The sequence below is a fragment of the Escherichia sp. E1V33 genome (assembly GCF_004211955.1).
Lineage (GTDB): Bacteria > Pseudomonadota > Gammaproteobacteria > Enterobacterales > Enterobacteriaceae > Escherichia.
On the sequence record NZ_RHJI01000019.1, the window covers coordinates 111,831 to 136,741 of the forward strand.

General features: G+C 51.3%; 21 protein-coding genes, 1 tRNA gene and 1 pseudogene. 15 read left to right on the forward strand and 8 right to left on the reverse strand.

Annotated elements, in window-relative coordinates; translation table 11 throughout:
- Nucleotides 1-15 precede the first annotated feature (15 nt).
- Entirely contained in the window at nt 16-168 is a 153-nt protein-coding gene (hokE, locus tag D9742_RS17230; RefSeq protein WP_000956465.1) for a type I toxin-antitoxin system toxin HokE, read from the reverse strand.
- A gap of 449 nt (nt 169-617) precedes the next feature.
- Here hokE and D9742_RS17240 point away from each other — a divergent pair, with 449 nt between their 5' ends.
- The 5 genes from D9742_RS17240 (at nt 618) to ybdG (ending at nt 4,585) form a co-directional block, all read left to right on the forward strand.
- Nucleotides 618-1,736: a YbdK family carboxylate-amine ligase gene (locus tag D9742_RS17240; protein WP_085453563.1), complete on the forward strand. Its 1,119-nt coding sequence runs from the start codon at nt 618-620 to the stop codon at nt 1,734-1,736.
- 65 nt (nt 1,737-1,801) lie between these two features.
- Entirely contained in the window at nt 1,802-2,050 is a 249-nt protein-coding gene (locus D9742_RS17245; protein ID WP_032280459.1) for a DUF1158 domain-containing protein, read from the forward strand.
- A 64-nt stretch (nt 2,051-2,114) separates the two neighbouring features.
- Nucleotides 2,115-2,483: an MmcQ/YjbR family DNA-binding protein gene (locus D9742_RS17250; protein WP_096959959.1), complete on the forward strand. Its 369-nt coding sequence runs from the start codon at nt 2,115-2,117 to the stop codon at nt 2,481-2,483.
- A 93-nt stretch (nt 2,484-2,576) separates the two neighbouring features.
- Nucleotides 2,577-3,230 carry an oxygen-insensitive NAD(P)H nitroreductase gene (nfsB, locus tag D9742_RS17255; RefSeq protein WP_130223095.1) on the forward strand — a complete coding sequence of 218 codons (654 nt, stop codon included), beginning with the start codon at nt 2,577-2,579 and terminating at the stop codon, nt 3,228-3,230.
- A gap of 107 nt (nt 3,231-3,337) precedes the next feature.
- Entirely contained in the window at nt 3,338-4,585 is a 1,248-nt protein-coding gene (ybdG, locus tag D9742_RS17260; protein WP_130237687.1) for a mechanosensitive ion channel YbdG, read from the forward strand.
- An 80-nt stretch (nt 4,586-4,665) separates the two neighbouring features.
- Here the strand turns inward: ybdG and pheP are convergent, their stop codons facing one another.
- The 5 genes from pheP to cusC all read right to left on the reverse strand — a co-directional run bounded on the left by pheP (nt 4,666) and on the right by cusC (nt 12,276).
- Nucleotides 4,666-6,042: a phenylalanine transporter gene (gene pheP / locus D9742_RS17265; protein WP_000786320.1), complete on the reverse strand. Its 1,377-nt coding sequence runs from the start codon at nt 6,040-6,042 to the stop codon at nt 4,666-4,668.
- Between the two features lie 101 nt (nt 6,043-6,143).
- Complete coding sequence (cusA, locus tag D9742_RS17270) at nt 6,144-9,287, reverse strand: Cu(+)/Ag(+) efflux RND transporter permease subunit CusA (RefSeq protein WP_130237688.1); 3,144 nt, start codon at nt 9,285-9,287, stop codon at nt 6,144-6,146.
- Nucleotides 9,288-9,298: 11 nt separating this feature from the next.
- Nucleotides 9,299-10,522: a Cu(+)/Ag(+) efflux RND transporter periplasmic adaptor subunit CusB gene (gene cusB / locus D9742_RS17275; protein WP_130237689.1), complete on the reverse strand. Its 1,224-nt coding sequence runs from the start codon at nt 10,520-10,522 to the stop codon at nt 9,299-9,301.
- 15 nt (nt 10,523-10,537) lie between these two features.
- Nucleotides 10,538-10,870 carry a Cu(+)/Ag(+) efflux RND transporter periplasmic metallochaperone CusF gene (gene cusF / locus D9742_RS17280; RefSeq protein ID WP_000709873.1) on the reverse strand — a complete coding sequence of 111 codons (333 nt, stop codon included), beginning with the start codon at nt 10,868-10,870 and terminating at the stop codon, nt 10,538-10,540.
- 23 nt (nt 10,871-10,893) lie between these two features.
- Nucleotides 10,894-12,276, reverse strand: coding sequence for a Cu(+)/Ag(+) efflux RND transporter outer membrane channel CusC (gene cusC, locus D9742_RS17285; RefSeq protein ID WP_130237690.1), 1,383 nt, complete (start codon nt 12,274-12,276; stop codon nt 10,894-10,896).
- Nucleotides 12,277-12,432: 156 nt separating this feature from the next.
- Here cusC and cusR point away from each other — a divergent pair, with 156 nt between their 5' ends.
- The 6 genes from cusR to D9742_RS17315 all read left to right on the forward strand — a co-directional run bounded on the left by cusR (nt 12,433) and on the right by D9742_RS17315 (nt 21,423).
- Nucleotides 12,433-13,116 carry a copper response regulator transcription factor CusR gene (cusR, locus tag D9742_RS17290; protein WP_130237691.1) on the forward strand — a complete coding sequence of 228 codons (684 nt, stop codon included), beginning with the start codon at nt 12,433-12,435 and terminating at the stop codon, nt 13,114-13,116.
- Nucleotides 13,106-14,548 carry a Cu(+)/Ag(+) sensor histidine kinase CusS gene (gene cusS / locus D9742_RS17295; RefSeq protein ID WP_130237692.1) on the forward strand — a complete coding sequence of 481 codons (1,443 nt, stop codon included), beginning with the start codon at nt 13,106-13,108 and terminating at the stop codon, nt 14,546-14,548. Before cusR ends, cusS begins: the two co-directional genes overlap by 11 nt.
- Nucleotides 14,549-14,697: 149 nt before the next feature.
- A complete protein-coding gene (gene nrfB, locus D9742_RS17300; protein ID WP_130237693.1) occupies nt 14,698-16,935 on the forward strand; it encodes a cyclic di-3',5'-guanylate-activated glycosyltransferase NrfB in 2,238 nt (745 codons plus the stop codon).
- Complete coding sequence (nfrA, locus tag D9742_RS17305; RefSeq protein ID WP_130237694.1) at nt 16,922-19,894, forward strand: bacteriophage adsorption protein NfrA; 2,973 nt, start codon at nt 16,922-16,924, stop codon at nt 19,892-19,894. The genes nrfB and nfrA overlap by 14 nt, the downstream gene beginning before the upstream one ends.
- Complete coding sequence (locus D9742_RS17310; RefSeq protein WP_130237695.1) at nt 19,895-20,785, forward strand: DUF4434 family protein; 891 nt, start codon at nt 19,895-19,897, stop codon at nt 20,783-20,785.
- A 296-nt stretch (nt 20,786-21,081) separates the two neighbouring features.
- Nucleotides 21,082-21,423 (forward strand): DHCW motif cupin fold protein, encoded by a 342-nt coding sequence (locus tag D9742_RS17315; protein ID WP_130237696.1) that lies wholly within the window; start codon nt 21,082-21,084, stop codon nt 21,421-21,423.
- Between the two features lie 800 nt (nt 21,424-22,223).
- Here the strand turns inward: D9742_RS17315 and emrE are convergent.
- Nucleotides 22,224-22,556 (reverse strand): multidrug efflux SMR transporter EmrE, encoded by a 333-nt coding sequence (gene emrE, locus D9742_RS17325; protein ID WP_001070440.1) that lies wholly within the window; start codon nt 22,554-22,556, stop codon nt 22,224-22,226.
- A gap of 93 nt (nt 22,557-22,649) precedes the next feature.
- Here emrE and D9742_RS17330 point away from each other — a divergent pair.
- Nucleotides 22,650-22,821 (forward strand): annotated as a pseudogene (locus tag D9742_RS17330) (integrase); the annotation flags it as partial.
- A 15-nt stretch (nt 22,822-22,836) separates the two neighbouring features.
- Here the strand turns inward: D9742_RS17330 and D9742_RS17335 are convergent.
- Nucleotides 22,837-22,913, reverse strand: a tRNA-Arg gene (locus D9742_RS17335).
- A 270-nt stretch (nt 22,914-23,183) separates the two neighbouring features.
- Between D9742_RS17335 and folD the strand changes: the two genes are divergently transcribed.
- The 3 genes from folD to D9742_RS17350 all read left to right on the forward strand — a co-directional run bounded on the left by folD (nt 23,184) and on the right by D9742_RS17350 (nt 24,893).
- Nucleotides 23,184-24,050 carry a bifunctional methylenetetrahydrofolate dehydrogenase/methenyltetrahydrofolate cyclohydrolase FolD gene (gene folD / locus D9742_RS17340; RefSeq protein ID WP_064529024.1) on the forward strand — a complete coding sequence of 289 codons (867 nt, stop codon included), beginning with the start codon at nt 23,184-23,186 and terminating at the stop codon, nt 24,048-24,050.
- A gap of 1 nt (nt 24,051) precedes the next feature.
- The gene (ybcJ, locus tag D9742_RS17345; RefSeq protein ID WP_000190288.1) at nt 24,052-24,264 is read left to right on the forward strand and encodes a ribosome-associated protein YbcJ; all 213 of its coding nucleotides are present in this window, start codon (nt 24,052-24,054) and stop codon (nt 24,262-24,264) included.
- Nucleotides 24,265-24,371: 107 nt separating this feature from the next.
- Nucleotides 24,372-24,893, forward strand: coding sequence for a metal-dependent hydrolase (locus tag D9742_RS17350; protein WP_001143547.1), 522 nt, complete (start codon nt 24,372-24,374; stop codon nt 24,891-24,893).
- Nucleotides 24,894-24,911: the final 18 nt, after the last annotated feature.

The window sequence follows — 24,911 nt, forward strand, 5'->3', positions numbered from 1 at the left end:
CTCCCCGCACAACGGCTACTTCTTCGGTTCGTAAGCGAGAACAGCCTTAAACTCAATATTACGTTCCTTTACGGTGAACTCACACAGCGAGTCTCCGACCAGAAGCGTAAATCCCAGCACCGTTAAACACAGTACTATGACTGCCACAAGGGCATATTTCGTCAGCATGTTTATATTGCCTCCATGCGAAGAAGGGACTACCATCCGAGTTGTTGAGGTTCGGAGTGGCAGCCCCAGGATTGATAGAAATATCTCCTGGGGCTTCATCTTTCCAGACCTCAGAGTTAACCTGAAACCGGAAAGCTTCAGGCACCCGCAGTTATCTTACCCTTCCTTAGCAAAATAGCTGTTTATTTATACAGCGAATCCTGTTTCGGACTTCTCACTCCTCATTTGATCAACTGAAGCTGAACCCGTTTTTTCTGCATGCCTCAATCATCAAAATTCTTCGCCACCAGCCAGCTCTGCCATAACTTGTCACATTGAAAAAGTAGCCAAATTGCTTCAGTCACAATCAGTTCACCATCACCAAAAAAGAAACATTCCAGAACTTCCGCATCTCGCCTGGCAGCTCCCACTTCTATACTGAATAGAAAACACCAACATAAGAGAAACCTATGCCATTACCCGATTTTCATGTTTCTGAACCTTTTACCCTCGGTATTGAACTGGAAATGCAGGTGGTTAATCCGCCGGGCTATGACTTAAGCCAGGACTCTTCAATGCTGATTGACGCGGTTAAAAATAAGATCACGGCCGGAGAGGTAAAGCACGATATCACCGAAAGTATGCTGGAGCTGGCGACGGATGTTTGCCGTGATATCAACCAGGCTGCCGGGCAATTTTCAGCAATGCAGAAAGTCGTATTGCAGGCAGCCGCAGACTATCATCTGGAAATTTGCGGCGGTGGCACGCACCCGTTTCAGAAATGGCAGCGTCAGGAGGTATGCGACAACGAACGCTATCAACGAACGCTGGAAAACTTTGGCTATCTCATCCAGCAGGCGACCGTTTTTGGTCAGCATGTCCATGTTGGCTGTGCCAGTGGCGATGACGCCATTTATTTGCTGCACGGCTTGTCACGGTTTGTGCCGCACTTTATCGCCCTTTCCGCCGCGTCGCCATATATGCAGGGAACGGATACGCGTTTTGCCTCCTCACGACCGAATATTTTTTCCGCCTTTCCTGATAATGGCCCGATGCCATGGGTCAGTAACTGGCAACAATTTGAAGCCCTGTTTCGCTGTCTGAGTTACACCACGATGATCGACAGCATTAAAGATCTGCACTGGGATATTCGCCCCAGTCCTCATTTTGGCACGGTGGAGGTTCGGGTGATGGATACCCCGTTAACCCTTAGCCACGCGGTAAATATGGCGGGATTAATTCAGGCCACCGCCCACTGGTTACTGACGGAACGCCCGTTTAAACATCAGGAGAAAGATTACCTGCTGTATAAATTCAACCGTTTCCAGGCCTGCCGCTATGGGCTGGAAGGCGTCATTACCGATCCGCATACTGGCGATCGTCGACCGCTAACGGAAGACACCTTGCGATTGCTGGAAAAAATCGCCCCTTCCGCACATAAAATTGGTGCATCGAGCGCAATTGAAGCACTGCATCGCCAGGTCGTCAGCGGTCTGAATGAAGCGCAGCTGATGCGCGATTTCGTCGCCGATGGCGGCTCGCTGATTGGGCTGGTGAAAAAGCATTGTGAGATCTGGGCCGGTGACTAAGTCGGGAATTGCCTTACAGAAGAATATCCCTGACAATGGTGTTTTAACTTACATTTAACAATGTTATGAAACACCCTTTAGAAACCTTGACCACCGCAGCAGGCATTTTGCTGATGGCTTTCCTCTCTTGCCTGCTGCTTCCCGCCCCCGCATTGGGGCTGACGCTGGCACAAAAACTGGTGACCACGTTCCATCTGATGGATCTTAGCCAGCTTTACACTTTATTGTTTTGCCTGTGGTTTTTAGCGCTGGGCGCTATCGAGTATTTTATTCTGCGCTTTATATGGCGACGCTGGTTCTCGCTGGCGGATTAAACGTCGATTATCGCCGAACTTCGCGGCATACTTTGCTTATTCTCCTTCGCCTAAAGGAAAGTTTATGGATAAGCAATCACTGCACGAAACGGCGAAACGCCTGGCCCTTGAGCTACCTTTTGTTGAGCTTTGCTGGCCGTTTGGCCCGGAGTTCGATGTTTTTAAAATTGGCGGCAAGATTTTTATGTTGTCGTCGGAGATGCGCGGTATTCCGTTTATCAATTTGAAGTCCGATCCACAAAAATCCCTGTTAAATCAGCAGATATACCCGAGCATTAAGCCAGGGTATCACATGAATAAAAAGCACTGGATTTCGGTTTATCCCGGCGAGGAAATCTCCGAAGCGTTACTTTGCGATCTGATCAACGATTCGTGGAATCTGGTGGTTGATGGTCTGGCTAAACGCGATCAAAAAAGAGTGCGTCCGGGCTAAAGTGGAAATCTATAGCGCATTTTTCTCGCTTACCATTTCTCGTTGAACCTTGTAATCTGCTGGCACGCAAAATTACTTTCACATGGAGTCTTTATGGATATCATTTCTGTCGCCTTAAAGCGTCATTCCACTAAAGCATTTGATGCCAGCAAAAAACTTACCCCAGAACAGGCAGAGCAGATCAAAACTCTGCTGCAGTACAGCCCGTCCAGCACCAACTCCCAGCCGTGGCACTTTATTGTTGCCAGCACTGAAGAAGGCAAAGCGCGTGTTGCCAAATCCGCCGCCGGTAATTACGTGTTCAACGAGCGCAAAATGCTTGATGCCTCGCACGTCGTGGTGTTCTGTGCAAAAACCGCGATGGACGATGCCTGGCTGAAGCTGGTTGTTGACCAGGAAGATGCCGATGGCCGCTTTGCCACGCCGGAAGCGAAAGCCGCGAACGATAAAGGTCGCAAGTTCTTCGCCGATATGCACCGTAAAGATCTGCATGATGATGCAGAGTGGATGGCAAAACAGGTTTATCTCAACGTCGGTAACTTCCTGCTGGGCGTTGCGGCGCTGGGTCTGGACGCAGTGCCAATCGAAGGTTTTGATGCCGCAATCCTCGATGCTGAATTTGGTCTTAAAGAGAAAGGCTACACCAGTCTGGTGGTTGTGCCGGTAGGTCATCACAGCGTCGAAGATTTTAACGCGACTCTGCCAAAATCGCGTCTGCCACAAAGTATCACTTTAACAGAAGTGTAATTCCCCCTTGCCGGGCATCCGCCCGGCTATTTCTCATCAGATTTTACTTATTTGCATAACCCCCTTTCAGCCGTCATCATAGGCCGCTGTTGTATATAGGAGATGTTATGCAGGATTTAATATCCCAGGTTGAAGATTTAGCGGGTATTGAGTTTGATCACACCACCTCGATGGTGATGATTTTCGGTATTATTTTTCTGACCGCCGTTGTAGTGCATATTATTTTGCACTGGGTAGTACTACGTACCTTCGAAAAACGCGCCATCGCCAGTTCACGGCTATGGTTGCAAATCATTACCCAGAATAAACTCTTCCATCGTTTAGCTTTTACCCTGCAGGGGATTATCGTCAATATTCAGGCGGTATTCTGGCTGCAAAAAGGCACCGAAGCGGCTGATATTCTGACTACCTGCGCGCAGTTGTGGATCATGATGTATGCGCTGCTTTCAGTCTTCTCGTTGCTGGATGTTATTTTGAATCTGGCGCAGAAATTCCCGGCAGCAAAACAGTTGCCGTTAAAAGGGATATTTCAGGGGATCAAACTGATCGGCGCGATTCTGGTCGGCATTTTGATGATCTCACTGCTGATTGGTCAGTCACCAGCAATTCTGATCAGTGGCCTTGGCGCGATGGCCGCCGTGCTGATGTTGGTGTTTAAAGATCCGATCCTAGGTCTGGTGGCAGGTATTCAGCTTTCGGCAAACGATATGCTGAAACTGGGCGACTGGCTGGAAATGCCAAAATACGGCGCGGATGGCGCAGTAATTGATATTGGTTTAACCACCGTCAAAGTGCGTAACTGGGATAATACCATTACCACTATTCCCACCTGGTCGTTGGTATCTGACTCCTTTAAAAACTGGAGCGGGATGTCGGCATCCGGTGGGCGGCGTATTAAGCGCAGTATCAGTATTGATGTCACCAGTATTCGTTTTCTTGATGAAACTGAAATGCAGCGGCTGAATAAAGCGCATCTGTTAAAGCCTTATTTAACCAGTCGCCATCAGGAAATTAATGAGTGGAACCGCCAGCAAGGTTCTACGGAGTCGGTATTAAACCTGCGCCGAATGACCAATGTTGGAACCTTTCGTGCCTATCTGAATGAATATCTGCGCAATCATCCGCGGATTCGCAAAGATATGACCTTAATGGTGCGCCAGTTAGCTCCGGGCGATAACGGTTTACCGCTTGAGATCTACGCGTTTACTAATACCGTGGTGTGGCTGGAATATGAAAGCATTCAGGCTGATATATTCGACCACATATTTGCGATCGTCGAAGAGTTTGGTCTGCGACTTCATCAGTCGCCAACCAGCAATGATATTCGCTCCCTGGCAGAAGCATTTAAGCAGTAATTAAAAAAACCGCTCTCATCGAATGGATAAGAGCGGTTTCAGATTGTTGTCATCGTGTTGTCGGATGCAGCGTGAATGCCTTATTTCCGACGCAGCGTTTTAAATGCTACAAACAGGAATACAATCCACACTGGCAGCAGGATCGCTGACAAACGCATATCATCCATCGTGCACATCAGCAGCAAAATCATGCCGAGGAAGGCAATACAGAGATAGTTGCCGAACGGATAAAGCAGCGCCTTAAACTGTGTTTCTCGTCCCTGACGTCGCATCGCCGCGCGAAAACGCAGATGCGCCAGGCAGATCATAATCCAGTTCAACAGCAGCGTTGCTACCACCAGCGCCATCAGCAGACCAAACGCTTTTTGCGGCAGCAGATAGTTGATTAACACCACCAGCGAAGTGATCGCTCCGGAAAGCATCAGCGAGTTAATCGGCACGCCGCGACGGCTGACGCGAGTCAAAAACTTCGGCGCATTACCCTGTACAGAAAGGCCAAACAGCATCCGGCTGTTAGAGTAAACCCCGCTGTTATACACTGACAGCGATGCTACCAGAATGACGAAGTTCAGCGCAGAAGCTACCACGTTGCTGTCGAGATTATGGAAAATCATCACAAACGGGCTACTGTTAGATTTCACTTCCACCCACGGATAGAGTGCCAGTAAAACCACCAGTGAACCGATGTAAAACAGCAGGATGCGATACACCACCTGATTTACCGCTTTTGGAATGCTTTTTTCCGGATCGCGCGCTTCAGCGGCAGTAATCCCAATCAGCTCCAGACCGCCGAAGGAGAACATAATCACCGCCAGCGACAAAATCAGCCCATTCCAGCCGGTGGCGAAGAAACCACCGTAGCGCCAGAGGTTGTCGATACTGGCTTTCTCGCCGCCGTGACCAGAAAACAGCAGCCACAGGCCAAAGCCGATCATACCGATGATTGCCAGCACTTTAATCAGCGCAAACCAGAACTCGGTTTCGCCATATAAGCGCACGTTTACCAGGTTAACGGCGTTGATGATAATAAAGAAGGCAGCAGCCCAAATCCACGTTGGAACATCCGGGAACCAGTACTGCATATAGATGCCCGCAGCGGTCAGCTCTGCCATTCCCACCAGCACGAACATCACCCAGTAATTCCAGCCAGAGAGGAAGCCCGCAAACGGTCCCCAGTATTTATAGGCAAAGTGGGCAAATGAACCGGATACCGGCTCTTCGACCACCATCTCGCCGAGCTGGCGCATAATCAGGAAAGCGATGATCCCGGCGACGCCGTAGCCCAGCAATACAGCTGGACCCGCCATCTGAATCGCCGGGCCAATGCCAAGAAACAGACCAGTACCAATGGCGCCACCCAGCGCAATCAGTTGAATATGACGGTTATGTAATCCGCGATGAAGCGTCGGCTCTTGATTCGACGCAGTATCTTCCGATACGGTTGACGCGTTTTTCACGCCTTTCCCCTGTGTGTCTTTTTTGTTGAGGGGCACCTTTTAACATTTAGTGCCCATCGTCGCAAGACACAATCCACACGGTTATACCGGGTATCCTGCTTTTATTTCCGTACCCGATGTCGGTGCAGCCACATCAGCTTATACGCCGCCGGGATAATAAACAGCGATAGCAAAGGTGCGGTGATCATGCCGCCAATCATCGGCGCGGCAATCCGGCTCATCACCTCTGACCCTGCCCCCGTTCCCCACAGAATCGGCAGCAGACCGGCGATAATCACCGCCACCGTCATCGCTTTCGGGCGCACGCGCAGGACCGCGCCGTGATACAACGCCTCATCCAGCTTCTGCTCGCTGAATGTTTGTGGATTATCCAGCGACGGATCTGCCTCTATGGCGTGACGTAAATACATCAGCATCACCACGCCAAATTCGGCAGCGACTCCGGCGAGAGCGATAAACCCGGTACCCGTCGCCACGGAAAGATGAAAGCCCATCCACCACAGTAACCAGATGCCGCCCACCAGCGCAAACGGTACGCTGCTGATAATCAGCAACGCTTCGCCCACCCGACGGAACGCCAGATACAACAGCACGAAGATGATCATCAACGTCATCGGCACCATGAGTTTCAGCTTATGGTTGGCGCGCTCCAGTAGCTCGAACTGCCCGGAGAATGCCACGCTGGTGCCCGGTTTTAACTGCACTTTTTCAGCTATCGCTTTTTGCAAATCGTGAACCACCGACACCATGTCACGATCGCGGGCATCGATATAAATCCAGCTCGTCGGGCGCGCATTCTCGGTTTTCAGCATTGACGGTCCGGTAGAGACTTTAACGTCTGCCACGTCTGCCAGGGTGATTTGCTGCTTCATCGGCGTCAGGATCGGCAGCTGGCGCAGTGCCTGCGGACTATCGCGCCAGCTTTGCGGATAACGCAGATTAATTGGATAACGGGCAATCCCTTCCACCGTTTCGCCAACCATCGCCCCGCCCACCGCAGAAGTCACAAACAACTGCACATCCGCCACCGTCATACCGTAACGCGCGGCTTTTTCACGGTTAATCTCAACGTTGATATAGCGCCCACCTTCCAGACGCTCGGCAAGCGCAGAAGCCACGCCAGGCACCGTTCGCGCCACTTCTTCAATTTGCTCCGCCATCGCGTCGATATCCGCCAGCACAGTGCCGGAAACTTTAATGCCGATGGGGCTTTTAATGCCGGTTGAGAGCATATCGATACGGTTACGAATTGGCGGCACCCACAGATTCGCCAGCCCCGGCATACGCACGGTGTTATCCAGTTCCTCAATGATTTTGTCCATCGTCATGCCTGGCCGCCACTGATCCTGTGGCTTAAGCTGGATGGTCGTTTCTACCATCTCCAGCGGAGCAGAATCGGTGGCGGTTTCCGCTTTCCCGGTTTTGCCAAATACCCGCGCCACTTCAGGTACGCTCATAATTAGCTTGTCGGTTTTTTGCAGCATACTCGCCGCCTCTGCTGCGGAAATCCCCGGCAGCGTCGATGGCATATACAACAAGTCGCCTTCATTGATCTGCGGTAAAAATTCCCCGCCAACTTTATTGAGCGGCCAGAGAACCGTCAGCACCGAAAGCGCGGCCACCAGCAGCGTGGTTTTCGGCCAGTGCAGTACTTTCAGCAACAGCGGATGATAAACACGAATCAAAAAGCGATTGAGCGGGTTACTGCTTTCTGGCGGAATTTTGCCACGGATCCAGTAACCCATCAGGATAGGGATCACTACGATCGCCAGCAGAGCCGCACCCGCCATCGCATAGGTTTTAGTGAACGCCAGCGGGCCAAACAGACGCCCTTCCTGCCCTTCCAGGGTGAAGATCGGGATAAACGACAACGTGATAATCAGCAGACTGATAAACAGCGCTGGCCCCACTTCAACAGATGCATCGGTGATCACCTGCCAGCGCGTTTTATTATCCAGCGTGGCGTCAGGATGCTGGTGCTGCCACTCTTCCAGCCGTTTATGTGCATTCTCGATCATGACGATAGCGGCATCGACCATCGCCCCGACGGCAATCGCAATGCCACCCAGCGACATAATATTGGCATTCAGCCCCTGGAAGTGCATGACAATAAAAGCAATACACAACCCCAGCGGCAACGAAATAATCGCCACCAGCGCCGAGCGCACATGCCAGAGAAACAGCGCGCAGACTACCGCCACCACAATAAACTCTTCCAACAACTTGCCGCTGAGGTTGTCGATGGCGCGGTCAATGAGCTGGCTGCGATCGTATGTTGTAACTATCTCCACGCCTTCCGGCAGACTGCTTTTCAGCGTTTCCAGTTTGTCCTTCACGGCGGCGATCACTTCACGGGCGTTTTTGCCGGAACGCAGGATCACCACCCCGCCCGCAACTTCGCCTTCGCCGTTCAGTTCGGCAATGCCCCGGCGCATCTCCGGGCCAACCTGGACCTTCGCAACATCACGCAGATAAACGGGCACGCCATTTTCACTGGATTTTAAAACGATGTGATTAAAGTCGTCGAGCGTTTGCAGATAGCCGCTGGCGCGCACCATATATTCTGCTTCCGCCAGTTCGATCGACGAACCGCCCGCTTCCTGGTTTGAAGCATCCAGCGCGCTTTTTACTTCGGCGAGACTGATGCCATATTGCGCCAGGCGCTGGGGATCGATAACCACCTGATACTCTTTCACCACACCGCCCACCGACGCCACTTCCGCAACGTCAGGGATGGTTTTTAGCTCATATTTGAGAAACCAGTCCTGCAATGAGCGTAAATCGGCCAGATCGTGCTTACCGCTGCGATCCACCAGTGCATATTCATAGATCCAGCCAACACCCGTGGCATCTGGCCCCAGCTCGGCGCTGACTCCCGCAGGCAGCTTACCCTGTACCTGGTTGAGGTACTCCAGCACCCGCGAGCGCGCCCAGTACGGATCGGTGCCATCTTCGAAAATGACATACACATAAGAGTCGCCAAACTGTGAGAAACCGCGCACAGTCTTCGCGCCAAGCACCGACAACATGGTGGTGGTTAGCGGATAAGTCACCTGATTTTCAACGATTTGTGGTGCCTGACCGGGATAGCTGGTTTTAATAATCACCTGCACATCGGAGAGATCCGGCAGCGCATCCACTGGCGTATTAATGATGGTCCAGGTGCCCCAGATACTTAGAAACAACGCGCCCATCAGCACCAAAAAACGGTTCGCCACCGAGCGACGAATAATCCATTCAATCATTGGTTATTCCCTCAATGCGCATGGGTAGCACTTTCAGAGCGCATCCGCTCCAGTGCGCCAGAAATATTGGCTTCGGAATCAATCAGGAACAGGCCGCTGGAAACCACCTTTTCACCTTCCGCCAGACCAGAGCGTAATGCGGCGACACCTTGCGATGCCTGGAAAACGGCAACGCGTTTTGGTACAAAGCGCCCGTCGGCATCAACGGTAATCACCCGCTGTTCGCTGCCGGTATCAATCAGCGCTTGTGACGGAATGAGCAGCATCGGTTCGCTGGCGGTATTGAGTTGCAACCAGGCGTTCATTCCCGGTTTTAGCGCCTCGTCGGCGTTGTCGACTTCCAGACGCAGCTGCAGCGTGCGGGTCGCGGCATCCACGCCAGGTAGTAGCGTCCATTTGCGGATGGTGAGTGTTTTATCAGGTCGCGCCGGAACGGTGAGCGTAAACTGCGAGGCATCTTTCACCAGCCAGGCGATGGACTCCGGGATCGCAGCAGTGACCCACACCGGGTCCATACCCTGAATTTTCGCTACCACGTTATCTTTGGCGATATTCATTCCCGCGCGCAGATCAAACGCGGTGATCACGCCATCAATGGGTGCTTTGAGCGTAAAGCGAGTCTGGATTTTTTGCGTGGCGATCAGGCGGCGAATATCCGCCTCCGGCATTCCCGCCAGTCGCAGCCGCTCAAGAATGCCTTCAGTCTGGGTCGCCGTACCGCCGGTTTCGCGCAGCAGTAAATACTCACTCTGCGCTTCCACCCAGTCGGGAATGGTCAGGTCGAGAAGCGGCGCGCCCTTTTGTACTTTATCGCCCACGGTAAGCGGATACACCTTGTCGATAAACCCGGCAGCGCGAGCCTGCACAATGGCATACTGATACTCGTTGTAACTGACATTCGCCGGGAAACTCTGGGCAAAAGTCAGCGGCCCGCGCGTGACGGTAGCCGTTTTCACCCCCAGATTCTGCGTCTGAGTCGGGTCAATGCGCACACCAGACGCAGAACTCTCTTCATCGGCATATTTCGGCACCAGATCCATATCCATAAACGGCGATTTACCTGGTTTATCGAACCGCGTATTGGGATACATCGGGTCGTACCAGAATAAGATTTTACGTTCTGCGGTCGACGTTTTTTCTGCAGGCGGTTCCGCCTTTGCAAACCAGGTAAAACCTGCCGCAGAAATAATACCGCCCGCGATCATGCTGCCGATAATAAGCGCGATTTTTTTCATCTCATTAAACCTGGGTTACTGGCTGACTTTAATATCCTGTAATAAAGAAAGGTTGCCCTGCTGGACAAAATTAAACGCCACTTTGTCGCCGGTTTTAATTTCACTCATTTTCGTCTGCGGGGTGATGGTAAAGCGCATGGTCATCTCCGGCCAGTTCACAGCAGCAATCGGATCGTGATGGATGGTGATTTTTTTGCTTTCCAGATCAACACCTTTTACCACGCCGGTGGCACTAATGACCTGCGGTTGTGCTTCGCTCATGGTTTCATGATGATGTTCGTTAGCCTGGGCATTAAAGCCAATAACGGTAAACAGACTGAACATTGCAACTTGCAGTGCTTTTTTCATTTATTCTCTCCTGGAGTTAAAAATTATTGCTGCCAACCGCCACCAAGTGCGGTATATAAAGAAATTTCGTTAACCTGACGGGAATAATTAAGGTCAAGTAAAGTTTGTCGGGTTGCAAATAAAGAACGCTCGGCATCCAGCACTTCCAGATAACTTACTGCGCCGTGCTGATATAATACCCGCGCCCGTTGCAAAGTAATTTGTAGCGATGCCAGATAACGCTGCTGGGCACTGATTTGATCGTTCAGGCTTTGACGTAATGCCAGCGCATCTGCCACTTCTTTAAAGGCGTTCTGGATTTTCTGTTCATAATTCACCACCGACTGCTGCTGGCGAATTTCGGCGATATCCAGATTGGCCTGGTTGCGTCCGGCATTAAAAATGGGGATCTCAATTTTGGGTATAAAATTCCACATCCCGCTGCTGGCGTTAAATAATGACGACAGATCGCTACTGGCGGTCGATATTCCGCTGGTCAGGCTGATAGACGGGAAAAATGCCGCACGCGCAGCACCAATATTGGCATTAGCCGCCATTAACGCGTGTTCAGCTTCCATAATATCCGGGCGCTGCAATAAGATTTGCGACGACAAACCCGCCGGTAATTTAACGCTTTGCAGGCTGCCGCTGTTTACTGTCTGCGCTTGCGGCAGCTTGCCGTAGCTTCCCAATAACAGTTGCAATGCATTATTCGCCTGCGCCAGTTCCCCCTGACGTTTAGCGATGTCACTGCGGGTACTTTCTATCACCCCACGAGCCTGTTCCAGCGCCAGAACATTGCTGCTACCGGTCAACAGTTGTTTTTCGACAAACGCATATGACTGCTGATAATTACGCAGCGTTTCTTCGGCTATTTGCAATTGCGCATACGCCAGTTGCTGATTGAAATAGCTTTGCGCGACATTAGAAACCAGCAGAATATGCACCGCGCGCTGAGCTTCCTCAGTGGCTAAATAATTTTGTCGCTCGGCTTCGCTCATGTTCTTTAAGCGCCCGAAAAAATCGAGGTCAAAGCTGGCGTTAAGGCCAGTAGAAAACTCCCGCGTCGTGGCTGAATCGCCTTTAAGATTGCCGCTCCAGCTGCCGCTGCCCTCACCATTGAGCTGTGGGTAGCGGTCGGCATCAGTCAGACGATATTGCGCCCGTGCCTCCTGCACTTTCAGCGTCGCCATGCGCAAATCCCGGTTATTCTCCAGCGCCTCGCTAATCAGCGTCTTCACCTGATTATCAACAAAAAAGGTGCGCCAGCCCGCGTTCTGGTAGGTATCTGCTGCGTTAACCAGGCCGTTCTGGCTGAGTGAGAACTGCTGAGGAACGGGCATTGCCGGACGCTGATAATCCGGTGCCAGTGAACAACCGGTTAGCGCAAGGGCCACACAAAATGGCAGAAGTTTACAAGGAGACATAGGCTCATAATTTCTGGTGATTTTATGCCGCCAACTTTACTCGCCAGGCTCTGATTTTCCGGTGACAGGAAAATGACAAAATTGTCATTTTGCCAATAAGCGATTGCCATCTGATCCCGCTACTCTAGAATTGCCCGGGCAACATGCGGAGGAAATATGAAACTGTTGATTGTCGAAGATGAAAAGAAAACCGGAGAATACTTGACCAAAGGGTTAACCGAAGCCGGTTTTGTGGTCGATTTGGCCGACAACGGGCTGAATGGCTACCATCTGGCGATGACCGATGATTATGATCTGATAATCCTCGATATTATGCTGCCGGACGTGAACGGCTGGGATATCGTGCGCATGTTACGCTCCGCCAATAAAGGGATGCCGATTCTGTTGCTTACCGCGCTTGGCACCATTGAACATCGCGTCAAGGGGCTGGAGTTGGGGGCAGATGACTACCTGGTGAAGCCATTCGCTTTTGCTGAACTGCTGGCGCGGGTGCGCACTCTACTGCGGCGCGGGGCGGCGGTAATTATCGAAAGTCAGTTTCAGGTTGCCGATCTGATGGTCGATCTCGTCAGCCGCAAAGTCACCCGCAGCGGCACGCGCATCACTTTGACCAGTAAAGAGTTTACTCTGCTGGAGTTTTTTCTCCGCCATCAGGGCGAAGTGCTGCCCCGCTCGCTTATCGCCTCGCAGGTATGGGACATGAATTTTGACAGCGACACTAACGCCATTGATGTGGCGGTGAAGCGGCTACGCGGCAAAATCGACAACGACTTTGAGCCGAAGCTGATTCAGACCGTGCGCGGCGTGGGCTATATGCTTGAGGTACCTGATGGTCAATAAGCCATTTCAGCGCCCGTTTTCGCTGGCAACCCGCCTGACCTTTTTTATCAGCCTGGCCACCATCGCGGCGTTTTTCGCCTTTGCATGGATCATGATCCACTCAGTAAAAGTGCATTTTGCCGAGCAGGATATTAATGATTTAAAAGAGATTAGCGCCACCCTTGAACGGGTACTAAATCACCCTGACGAAACGCAAGCCCGACGCTTAATGACGCTGGAAGATATCGTCAGTGGTTATTCCAATGTGTTGATTTCCCTGGCAGATAGCCAGGGTAAAACGGTGTATCACTCCCCCGGTGCGCCGGATATCCGCGAGTTTACGCGTGACGCCATACCCGATAAAGATGCTCAGGGCGGCGAGGTGTATCTCCTTTCCGGCCCGACGATTATGATGCCAGGACACGGTCACGGGCATATGGAACACAGCAACTGGCGGATGATTAACTTGCCGGTTGGCCCGTTGGTGGACGGCAAACCGATTTATACGCTCTACATCGCGCTTTCGATCGATTTTCATCTTCATTACATAAATGATTTGATGAATAAACTTATTATGACCGCATCGGTAATCAGCATCCTGATCGTCTTTATCGTGCTGTTGGCGGTACATAAAGGTCACGCGCCGATCCGCAGCGTCAGCCGTCAAATCCAGAATATCACCTCGAAAGATCTCGACGTTCGCCTCGACCCACAGACCGTGCCTATTGAGCTGGAGCAGCTGGTACTGTCGTTCAACCATATGATCGAGCGTATTGAGGATGTCTTTACCCGCCAGTCCAATTTTTCAGCGGATATCGCCCACGAAATTCGCACACCAATTACGAATCTCATTACGCAAACGGAAATCGCCCTCAGCCAGTCGCGCAGTCAGAAGGAGCTGGAAGATGTGCTCTATTCTAATCTCGAAGAGCTGACGCGAATGGCGAAAATGGTCAGCGATATGCTGTTTCTCGCCCAGGCCGATAACAACCAGCTAATCCCCGAAAAGAAAATGCTCAACCTGGCGGATGAAGTCGGCAAAGTGTTCGATTTTTTCGAGGCGTTAGCGGAAGATCGCGGCGTGGAGCTGCGGTTTGTTGGTGACAAATGTCAGGTTGCGGGCGATCCGCTGATGCTGCGTCGGGCGTTAAGTAACCTGCTTTCTAATGCCCTGCGTTATACGCCCCCCGGAGAGGCAATTGTAGTGCGCTGTCAGACGGTCAATCACCAGGTGCAAGTTACCGTCGAAAACCCCGGTACGCCCATTGCGCCCGAACACTTACCGCGTTTGTTTGACCGTTTCTACCGCGTTGACCCCTCCCGCCAGCGAAAAGGCGAAGGTAGCGGCATTGGTCTGGCGATAGTGAAATCGATTGTTGTCGCGCATAAAGGCACGGTTGCGGTAACGTCAGATGCGCGAGGGACAAGGTTTGTTATCACATTACCCGCTTAATCATTCAGCAAACGGCAACTTTTATAACCAGTGTAAAAATAACGTTCCGCAATAGTCATACCTATTAATGGTAAAAAGCTGTCACAATTAATAAAAAACCTTAATATACGCCACCCTAAACATAACCAGCGTTAATGTAAGGTTTTTGTGTGGACTGGCTTCTTGATGTTTTTGCTACCTGGCTCTACGGCTTAAAAGTAATCGCGATAACGTTAGCGGTCATCATGTTCATCAGCGGGCTGGACGATTTTTTTATTGATGTCGTCTACTGGGTACGCCGCATTAAACGCAAGTTGAGTGTTTATCGCCGCTACCCGCGAATGAGTTACCGCGAACTGTATAAACCAGATGAAAAACCGTTAGCGATTATGGTTCCGGCGTGGAATGAGACTGGCGTCATCGGCAATATGGCCGAGCTGGCGGCGACCACGCTCGACTACGAAAACTATCATATCTTTGTTGGCACCTACCCCAACGACCCGGACACTCAGCGTGATGTTGACGAAGTGTGCGCTCGCTTCCCGAACGTGCATAAGGTAGTCTGCGCGCGTCCTGGCCCCACCAGTAAAGCAGACTGTTTGAACAATGTGCTGGATGCCATTACCCAGTTTGAACGTAGCGCCAATTTCGCTTTTGCTGGTTTTATTCTGCATGACGCCGAAGACGTGATTTCACCGATGGAATTGCGTCTGTTCAACTATCTGGTCGAGCGTAAAGATCTGATTCAGATCCCGGTATACCCATTCGAACGCGAATGGACGCACTTCACCAGCATGACTTACATTGATGAGTTTTCAGAACTGCATGGCAAAGATGTTCCGGTGCGTGAAGCTCTCGCCGGACAGGTGCCCAGCGCAGGCGTCGGCACCTGTTTCAGCCGCCGCGCCGTGACCGCACTGTTAGCTGACGGTGACGGTATTGCTTTCGACGTACAGAGTCTTACTGAAGATTACGACATTGGTTTCCGCCTGAAAGAGAAAGGTATGACGGAAATTTTTGTCCGTTTTCCGGTGGTGGACGAAGCCAAAGAACGCGAGCAGCGTAAATTTTTACAGCACGCGCGGACGTCAAACATGATCTGCGTACGCGAATATTTCCCCGATACCTTTTCGACTGCGGTTCGACAAAAATCTCGCTGGATCATCGGCATTGTTTTCCAGGGCTTTAAAACCCACAAATGGACCTCCAGCCTGACGCTGAACTACTTTCTCTGGCGCGACCGCAAAGGGGCTATCAGTAATTTTGTCAGCTTCCTCGCAATGCTGGTGATGATCCAGCTTTTGCTGTTGATGGCGTATGAAAGTTTGTGGCCCGATGCCTGGCATTTCCTTTCTATTTTCAGCGGCAGCGCATGGTTAATGACCCTGCTGTGGCTAAACTTTGGTTTGATGGTTAACCGCATCGTGCAGCGGGTGATTTTCGTCACTGGCTACTACGGCCTGACGCAGGGGCTGCTATCTGTCCTGCGTCTTTTCTGGGGCAACCTGATTAACTTTATGGCTAACTGGCGCGCGCTGAAACAGGTTCTTCAGCACGGCGATCCGCGTCGCGTGGCGTGGGATAAAACGACGCACGATTTCCCCAGCGTGACTGGCGATACCCGTTCGTTGCGCCCGTTAGGTCAAATTCTGCTGGAAAATCAGGTCATCACCGAAGAACAACTCGATACAGCACTGCGTAATCGTGTCGAAGGTTTACGCCTCGGCGGTTCGATGTTGATGCAAGGATTGATCAGCGCCGAACAACTGGCGCAAGCGCTGGCTGAACAAAATGGCGTAGCGTGGGAATCCATCGATGCCTGGCAGATCCCTGCTTCACTGATTGCCGAGATGCCGGCCTCCGTGGCGCTGCATTATGCAGTGCTGCCGCTACGCCTGGAAAATGAAGAGTTAATTGTCGGCAGTGAAGACGGCATCGACCCTGTTTCGCTGGCGGCGCTGGCACGTAAGGTCGGACGAAAAGTACGTTACGTCATTGTTCTGCGGGGACAAATTGTCACGGGGTTACGTCACTGGTATGCACGCCGACGCGGTCACGATCCGCGGGCAATGTTGTACAATGCGGTTCAGCATCAGTGGCTCACGGAACAGCAGGCCGGTGAAATCTGGCGGCAATATGTGCCGCATCAGTTCCTGTTCGCCGAAATACTGACCACGCTCGGTCATATTAATCGTTCAGCAATTAACGTGTTGTTATTGCGCCATGAACGCAGTTCTCTGCCGCTCGGCAAGTTTTTGGTCACCGAAGGCGTTATCAGCCAGGAAACGTTGGATCGCGTCCTGACAATTCAACGCGAATTACAAGTTTCGATGCAATCACTATTACTCAAAGCAGGTTTAAACACAGAACAGGTTGCGCAACTGGAGTCCGAAAATGAAGGAGAATAACCTTAATCGCGTCATCGGATGGTCTGGTTTACTGCTGACGTCTTTATTGAGTACCAGCGCACTCGCAGACAATATCGGCACCAGTGCAGAAGAGCTGGGGCTGAGCGATTATCGCCATTTTGTTATTTATCCCCGTCTCGATAAGGCGCTGAAGGCACAGAAAAATAACGACGAAGCAACCGCCATCCGCGAATTTGAATATATACACCAGCAGGTGCCGGATAATATTCCGCTGACTTTATACCTTGCGGAAGCCTATCGCCATTTTGGTCATGATGACCGGGCGCGGCTTTTGCTTGAGGATCAACTGAAACGTCACCCTGGAGATGTCCGGCTTGAGCGCAGTCTGACGGCAATTCCCGTTGAAGTAAAAAGCGTTACGACTGTTGAAGAGCTGCTCGCCCAGCAAAAAGCGTGCGATGCTGCGCCGACCCTGCGTTGTCGCAGCGAAGTCGGGCAGAATGCGCTGCGGCTGGCGCAGTTGCCTGTTGCCAGAGAGCAACTGAACGATGCAAAGTTTGCCGGGTCGCCGGAAGGGAGAACGCTGCGGACCGATCTGCTGCAACGGGCAATCTACCTGAAACAATGGTCGCAGGCAGATACGCTATACAATGAAGCACGCCAGCAGAATACATTAAGCGCGGCGGAGCGCCGTCAGTGGTTTGACGTGCTTCTTGCCGGAGAACTGGACGATCGGATCCTCGCACTGCAATCAGTGGGGATCTTCACCGATCCTCAGTCATATATTACTTACGCGACCGCGCTGGCTTATCGTGGCGAAAATGCTCGCCTCCAGCGTTATCTCGCTGAAAATAAGCCGCTGTTTACCACGGACGCACAAGAGAAAAGCTGGCTCTATCTATTATCGAAATACAGCGCCAACCCCGTGCAGGCATTGGCGAATCATCAGGTACAGTTTACCGATAACCGCCAGTATGTTGTTGGCGCGACGCTACCGGTGCTGTTAAAAGAAGGTCAGTACGACGCTGCGCAAAAACTGCTCGCCATCCTCCCCGCCAATGAAATGCTTGAAGAGCGTTATGCCGTCAGCGTGGCGACCCGTAACAAGGCTGAAGCTCTGCGTCTGGCACGATTGCTGTATCAGCAAGAACCGGCAAATCTTACCCGCCTGGATCAACTGACCTGGCAACTGATGCAGAACGAGCAGTCACGCGAAGCTGCCGATTTATTGCTGCAACGCTATCCTTTCCAGGGCGATGCGAGCGTCAGCCAGACTTTAATGGCGCGACTGGCGTCTCTGCTGGAAAGTCATCCTTACCTGGCAACTCCGGCGAAGGTGGCGATTTTATCGAAACCCTTGCCGCTGGCGGAGCAACGTCAGTGGCAAAGTCAGTTGCCGGGTATTGCAGATAATTGCCCGGCAATCGTTCGTTTGCTTGGGGATATGTCGCCTTCCTACGATGCTGCCGCCTGGAATCGCCTGGCGAAGTGTTATCGGGAAACACTCCCCGGCGTGGCGTTATATGCATGGCTTCAGGCGGAAAAAAGGCAACCGAACGCCTGGCAACATCGCGCCGTGGCTTATCAGGCATATCAGGTGGAAGACTACAACACCGCCCTGGCGGCCTGGGAAAAAATCAGCCTTCACGAGATGAGCAATGAAGATTTGCTTGCTGCCGCCAATACCGCCCAGGCGGCAGGAAATGGTGCGGCTCGGGATCGCTGGCTTCAGCAGGCAGAGCAACGTGGACTGGGAAACAATGCCCTCTACTGGTGGCTGCATGCGCAACGTTATATTCCTGGTCAGCCGGAACTCGCACTGAACGATCTCACGCGCTCAATCAATATTGCGCCTTCTGCCAACGCTTACGTTGCGCGGGCGACAATTTATCGCCAACGTCATAATGTCCTGGCGGCGGTGAGTGATTTGCGCGCCGCGCTGGAACTGGAACCGAATAATAGTAACACCCAGGCAGCGCTTGGTTACGCCTTGTGGGATAGCGGTGATATCGCACAGTCGCGGGAAATGCTCGAACAGGCGCATAAAGGGCTACCGGACGATCCGGCACTGATCCGACAACTGGCCTACGTGAACCAACGTCTGGATGACATGCCTGCGACGCAGCACTACGCCCGGCTGGTGATTGATGACATTGATAATCAGGCGCTGATAACCCCACTGACCCCAGAGCAAAATCAGCAACGCTTCAATTTCCGCCGTCTGCATGAGGAGGTCGGTCGCCGCTGGACGTTCAGTTTCGATTCTTCCATCGGCTTGCGTTCCGGAGCAATGAGTACCGCTAACAATAATGTTGGCGGCGCAGCGCCAGGGAAAAGCTATCGTAGCTACGGGCAACTGGAAGCCGAGTACCGCATCGGGCGCAATATGCTGCTGGAAGGCGACCTGCTCTCGGTTTATAGCCGCGTCTTTGCCGATACCGGAGAAAACGGGGTGATGATGCCGGTGAAAAATCCGATGTCCGGCACCGGTCTGCGCTGGAAGCCGCTGCGCGATCAGATCTTTTTCCTCGCTGTCGAACAGCAGTTGCCGCTGAATGGGCAAAATGGCGCCTCCGACACCATGCTGCGCGCCAGCGCCTCGTTCTTAAACGGCGGAAAATACAGCGACGAATGGCACCCGAACGGTTCAGGCTGGTTTGCGCAAAACCTGTATCTCGATGCGGCGCAATATTTTCGTCAGGATATTCAGGCGTGGACGGCAGATTATCGAGTTAGCTGGCACCAGAAAGTAGCTAACGGGCAGACTATTGAACCTTACGCTCACGTACAGGGTAACGGCTATCGGGATAAAGGTACTCAGGGCGCGCAGGTGGGCGGCGTCGGCGTTCGCTGGAATATCTGGACCGGCGAGACGCATTACGATGCCTGGCCGCATAAAGTCAGCGTCGGCGTCGAATATCAGCATACCTTTAAGGCGATTAATCAACGTACAGGGGAGCGCAACAACGCGTTTCTCACCATTGGAGTGCACTGGTAAATGCGTAAGTTAATTTTCGTATTGCTGACACTTTTGTTGGTCAGTCCTTTTTCCTTTGCGATGAAAGGTATTATCTGGCAGCCACAAAATCGCGATAGTCAGGTCACTGATACCCAGTGGCGTGGGTTGATGAGTCAGTTGCATTTGCAAGGATTCGACACCCTGATTCTGCAATGGACCCGCTACGGCGATGCATTCACCCAGCCAGAACAGCGGGCATTATTGTTTAAGCGTGCCGCAGCTGCGCAGCAAGCTGGCCTGAAGCTGATTGTTGGTTTAAATGCCGATCCGGAATTTTTTATGCATCAGAAGCAGTCGTCAGCGGCGCTGGAGAGCTATCTTAATCGCCTGCTGGTCGCCGATCTCCAGCAGGCCAGATTATGGAGCGCCGCGCCTGGCGTTACGCCGGATGGCTGGTATATCAGCGCAGAAATTGACGACCTGAACTGGCGCAGCGAAGCCGCCCGTCAGCCATTACTGAAGTGGTTAAACAACTCGCAACGGCTGATCAGTGATGTTTCGGCAAAACCGGTTTATATCAGTAGCTTTTTCGCTGGAAACATGTCGCCCGATGGCTATCGGCAACTGCTGGAACAAGTGAAATCAACCGGCATTCACGTCTGGGTTCAGGATGGTAGCGGCGTCGATAAACTTACCGCAGAACAGCGCGAACGTTATCTGCAAGCCAGTGCCGATTGCCAGACTTTCTCCCCCGCCAGCGGCATTGTTTATGAACTGTTTGTCGCCGGTAAAGGCAAAACCTTTGAAGCAAAACCAAAACCGGAAGCAGAAATTGCTTCGCTGTTAGCGAAACGTTCCTCCTGCGGTAAAGACATGCTCTATTTCTCCCTGCGCTATTTGCCTGTCGCTCACGGCATTCTTGAATATTAATGATTTAAGGGAGCAACCTTATTTGCTCCCTTATTTTCCGCCGCTTAACAGAAGCGCATAACCCTCATGCATACCTTTCTGCCATAACTGAAGTGAATGTCTGTTATGAGCGGACGTTACCGACACCCACCGATTTTCATTAATGTAGCACTTCAAATGGGTATATAACTTGAATAAGGTTAAATTTAATTGTTATATATGAAAAATAAACCGTTGATGTATAAATTATTTATCCTTATGTTAATTCATTCTAACCTGAGCTCAGGAACTCTTTCTTAACAACGAAAGGCCATAAAATGAATATCGAGGCATTTGCTTTTGGCACGACCAACTGGGGTGAAGTCGAAAAAACAGAACATCCTGGGGAAACAGGCATGGCCTACTGGCGCACACAATTTTTTGGTCACAAGCCGAACCAAATCCGTGTGCGAATGGTTGAATACACTCCAGGTTACCTTGCGGATCATTGGTGCTGTAAAGGTCATGTCCTTTTATGCCTGGAGGGAGAGCTCGAAACACTGCTTGCAGATGGCCGCAAATTCACTTTAACTGCGGGGATGAGTTATCAGGTTGGTGATAACGCAGAACCACACCAGTCCAGAACGGAGACAGGAGCAAAACTCTTTATTGTGGACTGACGGATTCGTCGTTATTGCGATTGCGACGTCCGCTCGTGGCACAAAGCAGTCCCGGAGACAGTGGCGTACTGGCCTGGAGGGTCGGTGGAAGAAGGTGCAAATCCTCTCATGCACAAAATACGTAAAATCGATAACAGCCAGAAATAATTCAATACTTGCACTATCGAACGTTCATCAGCCAACCGCAGCACGTTATTGTATACAACGTGTCTGCGGCATATCACAAAACGATGACTCCATGACAGGAACTGCAGGCTACTCAATATCCGGTGTTATTGATATCAACATGGTTCAGCAGCACCTGATACTTCTTCCAGGCTGAAAACAATGATGTCTGTTCCTACGTTGCATTTATAGCTCATCTTTTTCACCCGCGATTGATCAACAACCAGACACGCCACCATCGGCACAGCAAAATCCATCAGGCTTGCCACATCCCACACGCGCTTGGTGCAATCTCCCAGCTTTTATAAAGCTCAAGAAAAAATAATGGTTACCACGCTCAGGCAGTTGCATCCTACGGTAAATCCATCGACTGATCGTGCTTTTTGTCCACTATCCCTTGTATTATTGCGACATAAACACTCGCTAAAATTATAAAATTCAACTTACACAAAACCACTCGTTTAATCACAAAATGCTGGCGATATTTCTCACCGAAAATTTTATTATTACTGTTCAAAGCGCAAATATGGTAATCCCCTGATCCACTTGCCTAAAAACATTTACCAGCGGTATAAAAAAGCAGCCCGTATAAACATACGGGCTGACGTATTCATTAAATTCGAACGAAACTATTTTTAATGTGGTGCGCTTCGTGACAATAGGTTAATTACCAACACTCCGGCACAAATCAACATCATGCCGATAATGGCTGGCAGGTCCAGTCGTTGGCCAAAAAATCCCCAGGACAGTAAACTAATCAGGACGATACCAACTCCTGACCAGATAGCATAAGCAATCCCTGTAGGAATATAAGCTAGCGTCTGAGCTAATAACCAGAATGATGCACAGTAACAAATAATTGTACCAACAGAGGGCCATAACCGTGTAAACCCCTCTGAAAACTTCATTAAGGTTGTACCAATTACCTCTGCAAGTATTGCACCACCAAGATAAATATAAGGATTCATAGCCTATTCTTTCCTGTTAATACCGCAAAGAATTGTACTACAGTTTGAACTTAACTCACCGTTTTCCTCATGTGCATTTATTGATGTTCTTCATCAGTGCTTCAGGAAATGGGCGAATGGGAATCCATTGAAATGGTGCGTAGATATGCTCACCTTGCGCCTGATCATTTGACGGAGTACGCGAGGAAAATAGGCGACATTTTTTGGTGATGATGTCCCAAATATGTCCCACTCTGGAATTATGGAGAAAATAAAGAAGGCGTAACTAATTGAATTGTAATGGCGCGCCCTGCAGGATTCGAACCTGCGGCCCACGACTTAGAAGGTCGTTGCTCTATCCAACTGAGCTAAGGGCGCGTTGATGCTGTGATGCAGTTCAACCGCGTGAATTATACGGTCAACCCTTGCTGAGTCAATGGCTTTTGAACTGGTTGCTGAACAAGTGTACGACCACATCAGATTTAGCTCGTTATGGCGGCAAACCAACGTCGGTTATCATTATGGACATTAATCTGCCTGGTACAGATGGTGTTACTTTCCTGAAAACGAAAACTGACAGCACGCCCCGCTTCTGACAAAATAGGCGCATCCCCTTCGACCTACGTAACAGATGGAATCCTCTCTCTGATGGCAGCAAAGATTATAGATGGTAAAACGATTGCGCAGCAGGTGCGCTCTGAGGTTGCTCAAAAAGTTCAGGCGCGTATTGCTGCTGGACTGCGGGCACCAGGACTGGCCGTTGTGCTGGTGGGTAGCAACCCTGCTTCGCAAATTTATGTCGCAAGCAAACGCAAAGCTTGCGAAGAGGTGGGATTCATCTCCCGCTCATACGACCTTCCGGAAACCACCAGCGAAGCAGAGTTGCTGGAACTTATCGATGTACTGAATGCCGACAACACCATCGATGGCATTCTGGTACAACTGCCATTACCGGCGGGTATTGATAACGTCAAAGTGCTGGAACGAATCCACCCGGACAAAGACGTGGACGGTTTCCATCCTTACAACGTCGGTCGTTTGTGCCAGCGCGCGCCGCGTCTGCGTCCTTGCACTCCGCGCGGTATCGTCACGCTGCTTGAGCGTTACAACATTGATACCTTCGGCCTCAACGCCGTGGTGATTGGCGCATCGAATATCGTCGGTCGCCCAATGAGCATGGAACTGTTGCTGGCAGGTTGCACCACCACCGTGACTCACCGCTTCACTAAAAATCTGCGTCATCACGTAGAAAATGCCGATCTGTTGATCGTTGCCGTCGGTAAGCCAGGCTTTATTCCCGGTGACTGGATCAAAGAAGGCGCAATTGTGATTGATGTCGGCATCAACCGTCTGGAAAATGGCAAGGTTGTGGGCGACGTAGTGTTTGAAGATGCGGCTAAACGCGCCTCATACATTACACCTGTTCCCGGCGGCGTTGGCCCGATGACGGTTGCCACGCTGATTGAAAACACGCTACAGGCGTGCGTTGAATATCATGATCCACAGGGTGAGTAACATGGCGACATTTTCTTTAGGTAAACATCCGCACGTTGAGCTGTGCGACTTGCTGAAACTGGAAGGCTGGAGCGAAAGCGGAGCGCAGGCGAAAATCGCGATTGCCGAAGGCCAGGTGAAAGTCGACGGTGCGGTTGAAACGCGCAAACGCTGCAAAATCGTCGCCGGTCAGACAGTGAGTTTTGCAGGTCACAGCGTACAGGTTGTTGCCTGATCCCTTTCCCGGCCTGTATCAACAGGCCGGTTCTCTTTTCAGACTTTTGCCCTCTACGCCCCATTCATCCATGCTGATAGCATCGACATTTTGCCGAAGCGACCATCATGCCAACCGTTATTACGCACGCCGCCGTTCCCCTATGCATTGGTTTAGGGTTGGGTTCGAAAGTCATCCCTCCGCGCCTGTTATTTGCCGGAATCATCCTGGCGATGCTGCCCGATGCCGACGTCTTGTCGTTTAAATTTGGCGTTGCTTACGGCAATGTTTTTGGTCATCGCGGGTTTACCCATTCGCTGGTGTTTGCGTTTGTTGTCCCGCTGTTATGTGTGCTGATTGGACGTCGATGGTTCAGGGCCGGGCTGATTCGCTGCTGGCTGTTTTTAACCGTCTCGTTGCTATCGCACAGCTTGCTGGATTCGGTAACCACTGGCGGTAAAGGGGTTGGCTGGCTGTGGCCGTGGTCAGATGAACGCTTTTTCGCTCCCTGGCAGGTGATTAAAGTCGCGCCGTTTGCATTGTCTCGTTACACCACAGCGTACGGGCATCAGGTGATTATTTCTGAATTGATGTGGGTGTGGTTGCCGGGGATGCTACTGATGGGAATGTTGTGGTGGCGCAGACGATAACCGGATGCGAAAACTCGC